This is a genomic window from Mesorhizobium sp. WSM1343, from assembly GCF_055901535.1.
Genome location: NZ_CM148370.1, coordinates 5,324,974 through 5,340,368 on the forward strand (window position 1 = coordinate 5,324,974; position 15,395 = coordinate 5,340,368).

Here is a 15,395-nt window from a genome sequence, read left to right on the forward strand (position 1 = left end):
CATGAGAAAATGTCCGAGCTGACATCAGCACTGCTGGCCGGGGCCATTGTCCTGGTTGTCGTTCTCCACCTTGCCTGGCAAGCGCGTGCCAGCCGCAGCAGGGCATCGATGGCGCTCGCCGTCGAGCAGGACCGCATCCGCACAATCATCGCCGATGCTGCCAATGTTTCGGATGGCACCGCCGGCGTCATCACCTGGGAAGGATCCTGGAACAGCAAACGTGTCCAGGTGCGCACCATCGTCGATACGCTGGCGACGCGCAAACTGCCGGCGCGCTGGCTCAGTGTTTCGATCACCGAAGAGGTCGCGGTACCAGCCACCTTCGACATGATGATGCGGCCGGGCTCGCCGACGACCTTCTCCAATTTCGATCATCTCGAGCATACGCTGCCCAAGGCTCCGGGATTTCCCGCCGAGTCGGTGCTGCGCACCGACCGCAGGGCGGCGCGCTTTCCGCAAGGCCTTATCGCCAGCCATATCGAGATCTTTTCCGAAGGGCGCGCCAAGGAACTGCTGATCACGCCCAAGGGTATACGCATCGTCTGGCTTCTGGCCGAAGCCGAGCGCGCGCGCTATGGCGTTTTCCGGCAGGCCGAATTCGGCGACGCCGCACTCGATCCCGCGCTGATCGAAAGGCTGCTGATGTCGGTGTCGGCGCTTCGCGACGCGATCAACAAAAGCGAACGGCAGGCCGCATGACCAGTTCCGCCACTGCACCCACCAATCCCTATCTGGTTCTCGGCGCCGCAATCGTGCTGCCGGGAAGCGGGCACGTCATTCTGGGCGTGCCGGTGCGCGGCCTTCAATTCCTTTTCTTCATGGTGATCCTGGCATGGATGACGGCCAAGATCGCGCCGCCCGATGCCAGCTTCGTCGGCCGTCACGCCGGCGGCTTCCTGATCTATGCTTTGTCGATCCTGGACGCCTACAAGCTCGCCCGCATCCGCACCGCCAAATGGGTTCACAACGCCCGGCAAGGCAACGATAGTGGGCAGAGCGGCATTGAGACGCATAGGTAATTAGAGGAATATTTTTTTCATACGATTGAATTTGCGGACCTCATTCGATACATCATTTCAGAGTTGCAAACGATCTCTTAGCTACAAAACGTCGGGAGGCTGACATGTGTGGAATTGTCGGACTGTTTTTGAAGGACAAGTCGCTGGAACCCCAGCTTGGCGCGATGCTGTCGCAGATGCTGATTTCGCTCAGCGATCGCGGTCCCGATAGCGCCGGCATCGCCATCTATGGCGCGCCGTCCAAGAATGAGGCCAAGATCACCATCCAGTCGGCCAAGCCCGACCGCGATTTCCGCGGCCTCGAGGCGGAGCTCGCCAAGGCCATCGGCACGCCGGTGACGATCGCGGTGAAATCCACCCATGCAGTCGTCAGGACCACGCCTGCCAAGATCGATGAAGCGCGCGAAACCATCCAGGCGCTGCGCCCCGACATCCGCATCATGGGCGCCGGCGACGTGGTCGAGATCTACAAGGAAGTCGGCCTGCCCGAGGCTGTCGTCGATCGCTTCGATGTCCGCAAGATGACCGGCACACATGGCATCGGCCACACCCGCATGGCGACGGAATCGGCGGTAACGACGATGGGCGCGCATCCGTTCTCGACCGGCGCCGACCAGTGCCTGGTGCACAATGGCTCGCTGTCGAACCACAACAATGTCCGCCGCGAACTGATCCGCGAAGGCATGACCTTCGAAACCGAGAACGACACCGAAGTCGCTGCCGCCTATCTCTCGTCACAGATGGCGCATGGCAAGAATCTCGGCGAGGCGCTGGAAGGCACGCTCTCCGACCTCGACGGCTTCTTCACCTTCGTCGTCGGCACCAAGAACGGCTTTGGCGTGGTGCGCGATCCGATTGCCTGCAAGCCAGCCGTGATGGCCGAAACCGACCAATATGTCGCCTTCGGCTCGGAATATCGCGCGCTGACCAAACTGCCCGGCATAGACAATGCGAGGGTCTGGGAACCCGAGCCCGCAACCGTCTATTTCTGGGAGCATTGAGTTCATGCCGGCAACCACGCTTTCAAAAACCGCGGCACACGACCCTCGGGTCTTCGATCTCGACCAGTTGTCGCTGCGCGAACTCAACCAGGCGCTGCACAATCTGGCTCCCGGCTCGAACGAAACGGCATGGGAAGTGCTGAACCCGAAAGGCAGCCATTCGGTGGCCGTTGGCGTCGACCAGCCTGTTGCCATCGATGTGCGCGGCAGCGTCGGCTATTACTGCGGCGGCATGAATTCCGGCAGCACCATTACCGTGCATGGCTCGGCAGGGCCTGGAGTCGGCGAGAACATGATGTCGGGCTCGATCACCATCAAAGGCGACGCCAGCCAGTATGCCGGCGCCACCGGCAAGGGCGGCCTGCTGGTCATCGAAGGCAACGCCTCGTCGCGCTGCGGCATTTCGATGAAGGGCATCGATATCGTCGTGCATGGAAATATCGGCCATATGTCGGCCTTCATGGCGCAGTCAGGCAATCTGGTGGTGTTGGGCGATGCCGGCGATGCGCTCGGCGATTCCATCTACGAGGCGCGGCTCTTCGTGCGCGGCAAGGTCGACAGCCTCGGCGCCGACTGCATCGCCAAGGAAATGCGGACCGAGCATCTGGAATTGCTGCAGGGCCTGCTCGACCGCGCCGGCGTCACCGGCGTCAAGCCGTCGGAGTTCAAGCGCTACGGCTCGGCGCGTACCCTCTATAATTTCAATATCGACAACGCCGACGCGTATTGAGGCAGCATGACCTACAGGAACCCGCCGACGACGCCGCGCAAATCCGCGACCTTCGACGACTACACGCTTTCCGAGATCCGCCGTGCCGCGGCGACCGGCATCTATGACATCCGTGGCGCCGGCGCCAAGCGCAAGCTGCCGCATTTCGACGACCTACTGTTCCTCGGCGCCTCGATCTCGCGTTACCCGCTCGAAGGCTATCGCGAGCGCTGCGACACATCGGTCGTGCTCGGCTCTCGCCATGCCAAGAAGCCGATCGAGTTGAAGATTCCGATCACCATTGCCGGCATGAGCTTCGGCTCGCTGTCGGGTCCGGCCAAGGAAGCGCTCGGACGCGGCGCTACCCTGTCGGGCACCTCGACCACGACGGGCGACGGCGGCATGACCGAGGAGGAGCGCGGCCATTCCAAGCAACTGGTCTATCAATATCTGCCCTCGCGCTACGGCATGAACCTGCGCGATCTGCGCCGCGCCGATGCGATCGAGGTCGTCGTCGGCCAGGGCGCCAAGCCGGGTGGCGGCGGCATGCTGCTTGGCCAGAAGATTTCGGATCGTGTCGCCGAAATGCGCACGCTGCCGAAAGGCATCGACCAGCGCTCGGCCTCACGCCACCCCGACTGGACCGGACCCGACGATCTCGAGATCAAGATCCTCGAATTGCGCGAAATCACCGACTGGGAAAAACCGATCTACGTCAAGGTCGGCGGCGCGCGCCCCTATTATGACACGGCGCTTGCCGTGAAGGCCGGCGCCGATGTCGTTGTCGTCGACGGCATGCAGGGCGGCACCGCCGCCACCCAGGAAGTGTTCATCGAAAATGTCGGCCAGCCGACGCTTGCCTGCATCAGGCCGGCCGTGCAGGCGCTGCAGGACCTCGGCATGCACCGCAAGGTGCAGTTGATCGTCTCCGGCGGCATTCGCAACGGCGCCGATGTCGCCAAGGCGCTGGCGCTCGGCGTCGACGCGGTCTCGATCGGCACGGCGGCCCTTGTCGCGCTCGGCGACAACGATCCGCGCTGGGAGGCGGAGTACAACGAGCTTGGCACCACGGCCGGCGCCTATGACGATTGGCACGAGGGTCGCGACCCCGCCGGCATTACCACGCAGGATCCGGAACTGATGAAGCGGGTCGATCCGGTGGCTGCCGGGCGCCGGCTGGCGAACTACCTCAAGGTGATGACCCTTGAGGCTCAAACGATCGCCCGCGCGTGCGGCAAGAACAGCCTGCACAATCTCGAACCCGAGGACCTGGTCGCGCTGACGATCGAGGCAGCCGCCATGGCCGGCGTGCCGCTGGCCGGCACCAACTGGATACCGGGGAAGAACGGCTTCTGATCAACGAAGGGCCGATTCCCGCATACTCGGGAACAACAATCGATAAAATGGGGAACTACCGTGGCAACTGATCTTGCTGAATTCGCAAGGGCGAAAAACGTCAAATATTTCATGATTTCCTACACTGACCTGTTCAGTGGCCAGCGTGCCAAGCTGGTGCCGGCGCAGGCGATATCAGACATGCAGAAGGACGGCGCCGGCTTTGCCGGTTTCGCCACATGGCTGGACCTGACGCCGGCGCATCCCGACATGCTTGCGGTGCCGGATCCGGATTCGGTGATCCAGCTGCCGTGGAAGCCTGAGGTCGCCTGGGTGGCGGCCAACTGCATCATGGACGACAAGGAGGTCGACCAGGCGCCGCGCAACACACTGAAGCGGCTGATCGCGGAAGCCGCCAGCGACGGCATGCATGTCAAGACCGGCGTCGAGGCCGAGTTCTTCCTGATCTCGCCTGACGGCAAGACGATCTCCGACGAATACGACACGGCCTCAAAACCCTGCTACGACCAGCAAGCGGTGATGCGGCGCTACGACGTCATCGCCGAGATCTGCGACCACATGCTGGCGCTCGGCTGGGGCGCCTATCAGAACGACCATGAGGACGCCAACGGCCAGTTCGAGATGAACTGGGCCTTCGACGACGCGCTGGCCACCGCCGACAAGCACTCGTTCTTCAAATTCATGGTCAAGTCGATCGCGGAAAAGCATGGCCTGCGCGCGACCTTCATGCCGAAGCCCTTCCAGGGCCTGACCGGCAATGGCTGCCATGCGCATATCTCGGTCTGGGACAAGGCCGGCAAGACCAACGTCTTCGCCGACAATTCGATGGAGCTCGGCCTGTCGGCCAAGGGCAGGAATTTCCTCGGCGGCATCATGAAACATGCCTCCGCACTGGCCGCGATCACCAACCCGACGGTGAATTCCTACAAGCGCATCAACGCGCCGCGCACCATTTCGGGCGCGACCTGGGCACCGAACACGGTGACCTGGACCGGCAACAACCGCACCCACATGGTGCGGGTGCCCGGCCCCGGCCGCTTCGAGCTGCGGCTGCCGGATGGCGCCGCCAATCCCTATCTCCTGCAAGCGGTCATCATCGCCGCCGGCCTCGACGGCATTCGCTCGAAGGCCGATCCTGGCAAGCGCTACGACATCGACATGTACCAGCATGGCCATACGGTAAAGGGCGCGCCAAAACTGCCGCTCAACCTGCTCGACGCCTTGCGCGAGTTCGACAAGGACAAATCGCTCAAGGCGGCGCTGGGTGAGGAATTCTCGTCGGCCTACCTAAAGCTGAAGCACCAGGAATGGAATTCCTATGCTTCGCACTTCACGCAATGGGAGCGCGACCACACGCTGGATATTTGACCACCAGCGCGACGCGAGCGACCTCGGAATGAACTGATGAAATATTCGATCTTCTCGCTCGCTCGTGCCGCCCTGTCCGGCCACAAGAACTGGCAGCGCACCTGGCGCGACGCCACGCCGAAGGATCGCTACGACGTGGTGATCATCGGCGGCGGTGGGCACGGGCTGGCCACCGCCTGGTTCCTCGCCAGCGAGTACGGCATCAAGAATGTCGCCGTGCTCGAAAAAGGCTGGATCGGCTCCGGCAATGCCGGCCGCAACACCACCATCATCCGCTCCAATTACGGTCTGCCCGGCAACACCGGCTTCTACGAATTGTCGATGAAGCTGTGGGAGCGGATGGAGCAGGACCTCAACTACAATGCGATGGTCAGCCAGCGCGGCGTCATCAACCTCTACCATTCCGATGCGCAGCGCGACGCCTATGCGCGGCGCGGCAACACTATGCGCATCAACGGCATCGACGCCGAACTGCTCGACCTCGCTGCCGTCAGGAAGATGATCCCGTTCCTGAACTTCGACAATGCGCGCTTTCCCGTGCAAGGCGGGCTGTTGCAGCGGCGCGGCGGCACGGCGCGGCACGATGCGGTGGTCTGGGGCTATGCGCATGCGGCGAGCGAACTCGGCGTCGACATCATCCAGAATTGCGAAGTCACCGGCTTCGTCAGAGACGCCAATGGCAAGGTGACCGGCGTCGAGACGTCGCGCGGCAAGATCGGCGCCGGAAAGGTTGGCATGGCGGTCGCCGGCTCCTCGTCGCGCGTCGCGGCAATGGCCGGCCTGCGCCTGCCGATCGAGAGCCATGTGCTGCAGGCCTTCGTCTCCGAGGCGATCAAGCCGCTCATCCCGGGCGTCATGACCTTCGGCGCCGGCCATTTCTACGTCAGCCAGTCCGACAAGGGCGGCCTCGTCTTCGGCGGCGATATAGACGGCTACAATTCCTACGCCCAGCGCGGCAACATGCCTGTGATGGAAGACGTCTGCGAGGGCGGCATGGCGCTGATGCCGATGATCGGCCGCGTGCGCCTGCTGCGCCAGTGGGGCGGCATCATGGACATGTCGATGGACGGTTCACCGATCATCGACAAGACGCCCGTCGACGGGCTCTATCTCAACGCGGGCTGGTGCTATGGCGGCTTCAAGGCGACGCCAGGGTCCGGTTTTGTCTTTGCGCACCTCCTGGCTCGCGACGAGTCGCATGAAGAAGCGGCACGGTTCCGCCTAGACCGGTTCCGAACTGGCGCCATGATCGACGAAAAGGGCCAGGGCGCCCAACCGAACCTGCATTGAAGGCGGTTTAGAAGAAATGCGCATTGCCTGTTCTTTCTGCGGTGAACGCGAACTCGGCGAGTTCACCTATCTCGGCGACGCCAAGCCGGTGCGGCCCGAGGCCGGCGCCTCGGAAGACGAGGTCTTCGACTATGTCTATCTGCGCGACAATGTCGCCGGCGCGACCAGCGAATATTGGTACCATGGCGGTGGTTGCCGGGCTTGGCTGAAGGTCACCCGCAACACGCTGACGCACGAGATTTCCTCCATCGAACCGGCGGCTGGTGCCGGCGCTGCGAAGGTTGGTGCGTGATGGCCGGCGCGCAGACACACCGGCTCGGCAATGGCGGGCTTGTCGACCGCTCGGCACCGCTGAACTTCCGTTTCGACGGCAAGGCTTTCTCCGGCTTCCAGGGCGACACGCTCGCCTCGGCGCTGATCGCCAACGGCGTCAAGCTGGTCGGCCGCTCATTCAAATACCATCGCCCGCGCGGCATCCTGACTGCGGGCTCGGAAGAACCCAATGCGCTGGTTGAGCTGCGCACCGGGGCACGGCGCGAGCCGAACACCAAGGCGACGACGGCCGAACTCTATGACGGGCTCGAGGCCGCCAGCCAGAACCGTTGGCCGTCGCTGCGCCACGACGTGATGTCGGTCAACCAGCTGTTCGCGCCGATCTTCGTTGCCGGCTTCTACTACAAGACATTCATGTGGCCGGCGAAGTTCTGGGAAGCGATCTATGAGCCGGCGATCCGCCGCGCCGCAGGCCTTGGCCGTGCCGCCGGCATCGCCGATCCCGACCATTACGACAAGGCATGGGCGCATTGCGATGTGCTGATCGCCGGCTCCGGCCCGGCTGGCCTGGCCGCGGCGTTGGCAGCCGGCCGCGCAGGCGCCCGCGTCATCCTGTGCGAGGAGGATTTTGTCCTCGGCGGCCGTCTGCTGTCGGATGGCGGAATGATCGACGGCGAACCTGCGGCCGAGTGGATTTCGCGGACGCTGGCTGAACTGGCTGGTATGCCCGACGTCCGCGTCATGACCCGCACGACGCTGTTCGGCGTCTACGATGGCGGCACCTATGGCGCCATTGAGCGGGTCAACGACCATTTGCCCTCGCCGCCCGAGCACCAGGTGCGCCAGCGCCTGTGGCGGATCGTGGCGAAGCGCTGCGTCGTGGCAGCCGGCGCCATCGAACGGCCGATCGTCTTTGCCGGCAACGACACGCCCGGCGTGATGATGGCCTCCGCCATGCGCACCTATGTCGCGCGCTACGCCGCTACACCGGCAAAGCGGATCGCACTTTTCACCAACAATGAGGACGGCTGGCGCACCGTCGAGACGGCGCTCGGTGCCGGCCTGCAGATCGCAACGGTCATCGATGCGCGGCCCGAAATTTCGCCGGCGCATCGTTCGCTGGCCTCCAAGGGCGGCTTCCCCGTGCTGCACGGAGCCGTCAGCAGCGTCGATGGCGGTAAGGACGGCGTCAGGAAAGTCGCGGTAGCGCTGACTGGCGGCGCGCGCGCGGAAGTCGAAGCCGACGGGCTTGCCGTCTCCGGCGGCTGGAATCCGGCGGTCGGGCTGACCTCCTACCATCGCGGACGGCCGAAATGGCGCGACGATATTGCTGCTTTCGTACCGGACGGCGCGCCGCCCGGTATGGTCGCAGCGGGCGCCGCCAATGGCGACTTTGGCCTCGGCGCCTGCCTGAGCCAGGGATTTGCCGCTGGCGCGGCAGCGGCGCGTGACACGGGGCACAATGGTACGGCGGGCGCCGCGCCTGCCGCCGATGACGAGGCTTTTTCGCTGACGCCGCTCTGGCATGTTGCGGGCAAGGGAAAAGCCTTTGTCGATTACCAGCACGATGTCACCGCTTCCGACATCGAACTGGCGCAGCGCGAAGGTTTTGAATCGGTCGAGCACCTGAAGCGCTACACGACGCTCGGCATGGCGACCGACCAGGGCAAGACCTCGAATGTCGCCGGCCTCGCCATCATGGCTGCGGTCAGCGGCCGTTCGATCCCCGAGACCGGGACAACGATCTACCGGCCGCCTTACGTGCCCGTCGCCATCGGCGCCTTCGCCGGCCATCACCGCGACGAGACTTTCCATGCGACGCGGCTGACGCCGTCGCATCACTGGGCCGTGGAACAAGGTGCTGTCTTCGTCGACACCGGCCTGTGGAAGCGGGCGCAGTGGTACCCCCGCGCGGGCGAGAAGGACTGGCTGGAATCGGTGACGCGCGAGGTCAAGGCGGTGCGCTCAGGCGTCGGATTCTGCGATGTCTCGACGCTCGGCAAGATCGACGTGCACGGTCCGGATGCCGGCGCCTTCCTCGACCGCGTCTACATCAACACCTTCTCCAGTCTTGCAGTGGGCAAGGCGCGCTACGGTCTGATGCTGCGCGAGGATGGCATCGTCTATGACGATGGCACCACGTCGCGGCTGGCCGAAGACCACTATTTTCTCACCACCACCACGGCCAAGGCCGGTCTGGTGATGCAGCATCTCGAATTCTGCCGCCAGGTGCTGTTCCCGGAGCTCGACGTGCAGCTCACTTCCGTCTCCGACCAGTGGGCGCAGTTCTCGATCGCTGGACCGAGCGCGCGGGAGTTGCTGAAACAGATCGTTGATGAGTCCGAGGACCTTTCCAACGAAGGCTTTCCGTTCATGGGCGCGCGCGAAGTGACATTGCGCGGCGGCCTGAAGGCGCGGCTGTTCCGCATCTCGTTCTCCGGCGAAATGGCCTTCGAGATCTCGGTACCGGCACGCTTCGGCGATGCGATGGCGCGCAATCTGATGCTGGCCGGTGCGCCATTCGGCGTGACGCCTTACGGCACCGAGGCGCTCGGCGTCATGCGCGTCGAAAAGGGCCACATCGCCGGACCGGAACTGAGCGGCACGACGACAGCGGCCGATCTTGGTCTGGGCAAGATGATGTCGACCAAGAAAGACTATATCGGCCGCGTCATGGCCGGACGCGAGGCGCTGGTAGCCCCGGATCGCCAGGTCGTCGTCGGCATCAAGCCGACGGACGAGACACGTCGGCTGCGCTCCGGCGCACACATCATCCCGAAGGGGCAGACGCCCGGCCCCGGCAACGACCAGGGCTATGTCACCTCGGTCTGCTTCTCGCCGACGTTGGATCAGTGGATCGGGCTCGCGCTTGTCGAACGCGGCCGCGAACGCATCGGCGAGATCGTGCACGCGCATGATCCATTGCGCGGCGAAGACTATGACGTCGAACTCTGCAATCCCGTCTTCTACGACCCGGATGGAGGGCGCCAGCGTGGTTGAGTTTTCCTGGGCTCCCCGCAGTCCGCTTGAAAAGGCGCTCGTTGCCGGCGTGCATGGTGCACGCGGTATTGAGGCCGGCGTCTCGCTGACCGAGATCCGCAATTTTGATCTGATCCAGGTGATGGCGCGGCGCGGCCAGGCGGCCGAGCTGGGACAAGCCGCCAAGGCTCGGTTTGGTGTTGCTGTCCCTGATGCGCCCAAGGCGGTGCGGACTTCGGACGCAACGCTGATCTGGTCGGGACCGGACCAGTTCTTCGTGCTGTCGAAGGGCGGCAAGCACACGATGCAGACGCTGGAGCCCGCATTGTCCGGCTCGCTGTCGGACCAGTCGCATGCGCGGGTTCTGGTCAGCATCTCCGGCGCCAAGGCGCGGACAATGCTGGCGAAACTGTCGTCGATCGATTTGCATCCCGATGCGTTTCCGGTTGGCGCCGCCGCCGCGACGTCGATGGATCACACCAGCGTCACGCTCTGGCGCGACAGTGATCGGACGGATGGGCAGGCGGTGTTCAACGTTCTGATGTTTGCGACGTTTGCCGAGAGCCTTTCGCATACGATGCTGGATTCGGGCGCGGAGTACGGCGTGGACATCAGTCACTCCAAGGACTTAGCGTAACGCTTGTGCGCGGCCTTCCCTTCTCCCCTTTGTGGGAGAAGGTGGCCTCGCGAAGCGAGGTCGGATGAGGGGTGCTCCAGCTTGGCAAGAACGGTGATCCGGCCAGCACCCCTCAACCGTCTCGGCGCTGCGCGCCGATCCACCTTCTCCCACAAGGGGAGAAGGGAAAAAGCGCGCTCTCCTTGCCAAACGCGATCCCCCTGCTATTCTTCCCGCTAAAATAATTTCACGCACAGGCAAACTTGTTTCTCGAACCGCAAGGCTGAGATGAGCCAGTCGCCCTACCCCGCAATTGCCGCCGGACCGCCCAAGCCTAGCCTCATCCTGAGGCCCGGCCAGATCGCGCTGCCGCCGGGCATGGAGCGTTATACGATCCAGGGCAACGGCGCGGTGCTGATCGACATCGAGGCCGGCGACGCGATCACCGTGCGCAATGTCGAAGGCGGCCAGGCCTGCGAACTTCTGGCCTGGGACAGGACCGGCGCGACCGATCCCGGCATTTTTGGTGAAGCATCGAACAGCAACGCTGCCGGCATCAAAGCGCTGCTCATAGAGGGCGACGACAGTCTCGCATCCCTGCGGAGCGGGCTCGCCCGCCGGCAGGTGCAGCTTGACCACGCCAAGGCCGTGCGGGTGTTCGGCGTCACGACACCGGCCGGCACCGAGCAGGCTTTCACCGTCGCACGCGATGGTGCGGTGCTGATTGCCGCCCCCGGCGGGCCGATGCTGGTCGATGGTCATGACACGGCGACACCGCTGACCGTCTTCGTTCGCCGCGCCACGATCCGCCCGGCGGCGAAATCGGTATTGGCTGATCCGCTTGCCGACCCGGTGCTCGATTTGCGCGTCCATTCGGCGACCGCGGAGGCCTATTTCGTTAGGGCTGGCGACTATCTGCAGATCATCGATGTCGACGGGCGCCAATGCACCGATTTCCAGTGCTTTTCGGCGCGCAAGCTGGACAGGGGACTGGATCATCCGCTCGACGTGACGACGACGCGCACGCTCATGGGTGCGAGCTACCCGATGCCCGGCCTGCATTCCAAATACTATGACCAGGACATGGAGCCGCTGGTCGAGGTGGTGCAGGACACATGCGGCCGGCACGACGCCTTCGCGCTCGCCTGCGCCGCCAAATATTACGACGACATCGGCTATCCCGGACACACCAACTGTTCGGAGAATTTCAACGGCGCTCTGGTCGGCAAGGGCGTCAATCCCCGCGCGGGCTGGATGGCGATCAACTTCTTCTTCAACACGGCGATCGACGCGCATGGCGTCATGGTGTCCGACGAGCCGTGGTCGCGGGCGGGCGACTATGTGCTGCTCAGGGCGCTCACCGACATCGTTTGTGTTTCCTCCGCCTGCCCCGACGACACGACGCCGGCCAATGGCTGGAACCCGACCGACATCCATGTGCGGACCTATTGCGGCCAGCACAAATTCTCGCGAGCGATCGCCAGACGCATGACGCCCGATTCGGAACCGAAAATGACCCGCGAGACCGCTTTTCATTCGAGCTTTGCCAAGCACACCCGCAACTTTCAGGAGTACAAGGGCTATTGGCTCGCCAATTCCTTCGCCAAGGACGGGCCGATCGCCGAATACTGGGCCTGCCGCCAAGACGCGGTGATCATGGACCTGTCGCCGCTGCGCAAGTTCGAGGTCACCGGCCCGGATTCCGAAGCGCTGCTGCAATACACGCTAACCCGCGACGTCAAGAAGCTTGGCGTTGGCCAGGTGGTCTATTCGGCCATGTGCTACGAGCATGGCGGCATGATTGATGACGGCACCCTGCTGCGGCTGGGCAAGGACAATTTCCGCTGGGTCGGCGGCGACGATCTGTCTGGCGAGTGGCTGCGCGAGACGGCGACAAAACTCGGCCTCAATGTCCTTGTGCGTTCCTCCACCGACCAGATGCACAATGTCGCCGTGCAGGGACCGAAGAGCCGCGACATCCTCAGGGAGGTGATCTGGACCTCGCCGCTGCAGCCGTCGATCGACGAACTCGAATGGTTCCGCTTCGCCGTCGCCCGCATTGGTGGCGGCAACGGCATTCCGGTCGTCGTCTCGCGCACCGGCTATACCGGCGAGCTCGGCTACGAGATCTGGTGCCATCCGCGCGACGCCGAAAAAGTCTTCGACGCCATCTGGGAAGCCGGCCAGCCGCACGGGCTGAAGCCGATGGGACTGCAGGCGCTGGACATGGTGCGCATCGAGGCCGGGTTGATCTTCGCCGGATACGAATTTTCCGACCAGACCGATCCGTTCGAGGCCGGCATCGGCTTCACCGTGCCGCTGAAGAGCAAGACCGACGATTTCGTCGGCCGCGAGGCGCTGATCCGCCGCAAGGAGCACCCGCAGACGAAGCTGGTCGGTCTCGACATCGACGCCAATGTCGACGTCGGCCATGGCGATTGCGTGCATGTCGGCCGTGCCCAGATCGGCGTGGTCACGTCAGGCATGCGCTCGCCGGTGCTGAACAAGACCATCGCGCTGGCCAGGCTCGATGTCACCCATTCGGCTGTCGGTACCGAGGTCGAGATCGGCAAGCTCGACGGCCATGCCAAGCGGCTGCCGGCGCGAGTCGTCGCCTTCGCCCACTACGATCCGCAAAAGACCAAACCGCGTTCCTGACGGCCCTTCCCTCCCAAGACAGTGAGGCCGTGCTGCAGTTCGTGATAGGAATTTTTTCTTGACCTGCTGAGGGCAGCTATGCTACATATTCGTCCATGGTGCTGATTTGCGCTGCGACCCGCCTCCGGCGGGTTTTTCGCTTCCTGACCCTTGGTCCTTTTCCGAACAATCCCACCGCGGCAGTGTGAAGCCGACATGTTTCGCAAGCGTGATGTGCACGGCGCGACAAATCGCTTGACCTGAAAGCGCGCCGGATCAATCTTCACTGTTAAGAAAAAAATGCGACTGAGTGGAAACACCGACAGCCGCCCAAAGCATGCGTCGATGATGAAGCCTCGCGAAGTCGCGGCCGTCACGAACGGGGAACATCAAAATGGGGAACAAAGACATATGAGCACGATAACGACTGTCCTGGAGCCGCTTGCCGAAGGCAAGTTGCACCGAAATATCGACTGGCGCGGCGCCTTCTGGGTGGCGAGCGGCGTGCCGGCCCTGGTCCTGTTCTCGATCGGCGGCATTGCCGGCACGACCGGCACGCTGGCCTTCGCGATCTGGATCTTCTCCATGATCATGGGCTTCCTGCAATCCTTCACCTATGCCGAAATCGCCGGCCTGTTTCCGAACAAGTCGGGCGGCGCGTCGATCTACGGCGCCACCGCCTGGCTGCGCTATTCCAAGTTCATCGCGCCGCTGTCTGTCTGGTGCAACTGGTTCGCCTGGTCGCCGGTGCTGTCGCTCGGCTGCTCGATCGCCGCCGCCTACATCCTCAACGCGCTGGCGCCAGTGCCGCTGTTCACCGAAACCTCACCCGATGTCGTCGCCTATATCGCCGCGCATGCCGGGACGAGTGCCGCCGACGCCATCACAGCGGTGACCGCGGCGGCGACGCCGGCAATCCGCAACTGGACGCTTTACAGCCACACGCTGGGACCGGTCTCGTTCACCTTCAACGCGACCTTCTTCATCGGCGCAGTGCTGATGCTGATCATCTTTGCGATCCAGCATCGCGGCATTCTCGGCACCGCCAATGTGCAGAAATATATCGGCCTCTTGGTCATCGTCCCGATGCTGATCGTCGGCGTGGTGCCGATCGTCACCGGCCAGATCAACTGGGCGAATTTTTCGCCGCTGGTGCCGCTGGCCGCAGCCTACGCGCCCGAGCCCGGTGCCTGGAACATCGCCGGCTGGACGCTGGTGCTTGGTGGTATGTTCATCGCCGCCTGGTCGACCTACGGCTTCGAGACCGCCGTCTGCTACACATCCGAGTTCAAGAACCCCGGCACCGACACGTTCAAGGCGATTTTCTATTCCGGCCTTCTGTGCATGCTGCTGTTCATCCTGGTGCCGTTCACCTTCCAGGGCGTGCTTGGCCTCAACGGTATGCTGGCGACGCCGATCGTCGACGGCTCCGGGGTCGCCGACGCGCTGGCCGGCATGGTCGGCGGCGGCGCGCTAGTCCACAGCCTGTTGGTGATGCTGATGATCCTGGCGCTGGTGCTGTGCATCATGACGGCCATGGCCGGCTCTTCGCGTACGCTCTACCAGGGCTCGGTCGATGGCTGGCTGCCGCGCTATCTCAGCCATGTCAACGAACATGGTGCGCCGACACGGGCAATGTGGACCGATCTCGTCTTCAACCTGATCGTGCTGGCCATCGCCTCGGCCGACGCGACGAGCTTCTTCTTCATCCTCGCCGTGTCGAATTGCGGTTACATCATCTTCAACTTCCTCAACCTCAACGCCGGCTGGATCCACCGCATCGACAACGGCCATATCGCACGGCCCTGGAAGGCGCCGAGCTGGCTGCTCGGGATCGGGGCGATCTTCGCCTATGTCAACGCGATCTTCATGGGCGCCGGTGCCAAGGTATGGAACCCGATGGCGCTGTGGGCCGGCCTGATCACGGCAGCGCTGATCATCCCGGTGTTCTGCTTCCGACACTACATTCAGGACAAGGGCAAGTTCCCCGACCACATGCTGGCCGATCTCGGCATGACGGGGGCCGACCTCTCGGTCAAAAAGGCGGGCATGCTGCCCTATCTGACGCTGGTCGCCGGCGTGGTGGTGATGCTGCTCGCCAACTGGTTCTTCGTCATCTGACCTCATAAAAATAAAAAGGATCGGGC

12 protein-coding genes are annotated in these 15,395 nt (G+C 63.6%); all 12 read left to right on the forward strand.

Annotated elements, in window-relative coordinates:
* Window positions 1-9: 9 nt before the first annotated feature.
* The 12 genes from AC0NIL_RS26125 to AC0NIL_RS26180 all read left to right on the forward strand — a co-directional run bounded on the left by AC0NIL_RS26125 (window position 10) and on the right by AC0NIL_RS26180 (window position 15,369).
* On the forward strand, window positions 10-699 hold the full coding sequence (locus tag AC0NIL_RS26125; protein ID WP_064995089.1) for a hypothetical protein: 690 nt from the start codon (window positions 10-12) through the stop codon (window positions 697-699).
* A complete protein-coding gene (locus AC0NIL_RS26130) occupies window positions 696-1,019 on the forward strand; it encodes a hypothetical protein (protein ID WP_473572731.1) in 324 nt (107 codons plus the stop codon). The genes AC0NIL_RS26125 and AC0NIL_RS26130 overlap by 4 nt, the downstream gene beginning before the upstream one ends.
* A gap of 104 nt (window positions 1,020-1,123) precedes the next feature.
* The gene (locus tag AC0NIL_RS26135; RefSeq protein ID WP_063167616.1) at window positions 1,124-2,020 is read left to right on the forward strand and encodes a class II glutamine amidotransferase; all 897 of its coding nucleotides are present in this window, start codon (window positions 1,124-1,126) and stop codon (window positions 2,018-2,020) included.
* Between the two features lie 4 nt (window positions 2,021-2,024).
* Window positions 2,025-2,750 (forward strand): GltB/FmdC/FwdC-like GXGXG domain-containing protein, encoded by a 726-nt coding sequence (locus tag AC0NIL_RS26140; protein WP_013532905.1) that lies wholly within the window; start codon window positions 2,025-2,027, stop codon window positions 2,748-2,750.
* A gap of 6 nt (window positions 2,751-2,756) precedes the next feature.
* Window positions 2,757-4,085, forward strand: coding sequence for an FMN-binding glutamate synthase family protein (locus tag AC0NIL_RS26145; RefSeq protein WP_010914750.1), 1,329 nt, complete (start codon window positions 2,757-2,759; stop codon window positions 4,083-4,085).
* A 60-nt stretch (window positions 4,086-4,145) separates the two neighbouring features.
* On the forward strand, window positions 4,146-5,453 hold the full coding sequence (gene glnT / locus AC0NIL_RS26150) for a type III glutamate--ammonia ligase (RefSeq protein WP_024502590.1): 1,308 nt from the start codon (window positions 4,146-4,148) through the stop codon (window positions 5,451-5,453).
* A 36-nt stretch (window positions 5,454-5,489) separates the two neighbouring features.
* Window positions 5,490-6,743, forward strand: coding sequence for a sarcosine oxidase subunit beta family protein (locus tag AC0NIL_RS26155; RefSeq protein WP_013532907.1), 1,254 nt, complete (start codon window positions 5,490-5,492; stop codon window positions 6,741-6,743).
* Between the two features lie 16 nt (window positions 6,744-6,759).
* Window positions 6,760-7,035 (forward strand): sarcosine oxidase subunit delta, encoded by a 276-nt coding sequence (locus tag AC0NIL_RS26160; RefSeq protein ID WP_013532908.1) that lies wholly within the window; start codon window positions 6,760-6,762, stop codon window positions 7,033-7,035.
* Window positions 7,035-10,016, forward strand: coding sequence for a sarcosine oxidase subunit alpha (locus AC0NIL_RS26165; protein ID WP_473572732.1), 2,982 nt, complete (start codon window positions 7,035-7,037; stop codon window positions 10,014-10,016). Before AC0NIL_RS26160 ends, AC0NIL_RS26165 begins: the two co-directional genes overlap by 1 nt.
* Window positions 10,009-10,632, forward strand: a complete 624-nt coding sequence (locus AC0NIL_RS26170) for a sarcosine oxidase subunit gamma (RefSeq protein ID WP_275953793.1) — start codon at window positions 10,009-10,011, stop codon at window positions 10,630-10,632. Before AC0NIL_RS26165 ends, AC0NIL_RS26170 begins: the two co-directional genes overlap by 8 nt.
* A 267-nt stretch (window positions 10,633-10,899) precedes the next feature.
* The gene (locus tag AC0NIL_RS26175; protein ID WP_473572733.1) at window positions 10,900-13,269 is read left to right on the forward strand and encodes a DUF1989 domain-containing protein; all 2,370 of its coding nucleotides are present in this window, start codon (window positions 10,900-10,902) and stop codon (window positions 13,267-13,269) included.
* A gap of 390 nt (window positions 13,270-13,659) precedes the next feature.
* A complete protein-coding gene (locus tag AC0NIL_RS26180) occupies window positions 13,660-15,369 on the forward strand; it encodes an APC family permease (protein WP_024502584.1) in 1,710 nt (569 codons plus the stop codon).
* The last annotated feature ends 26 nt before the right edge of the window (window positions 15,370-15,395 follow it).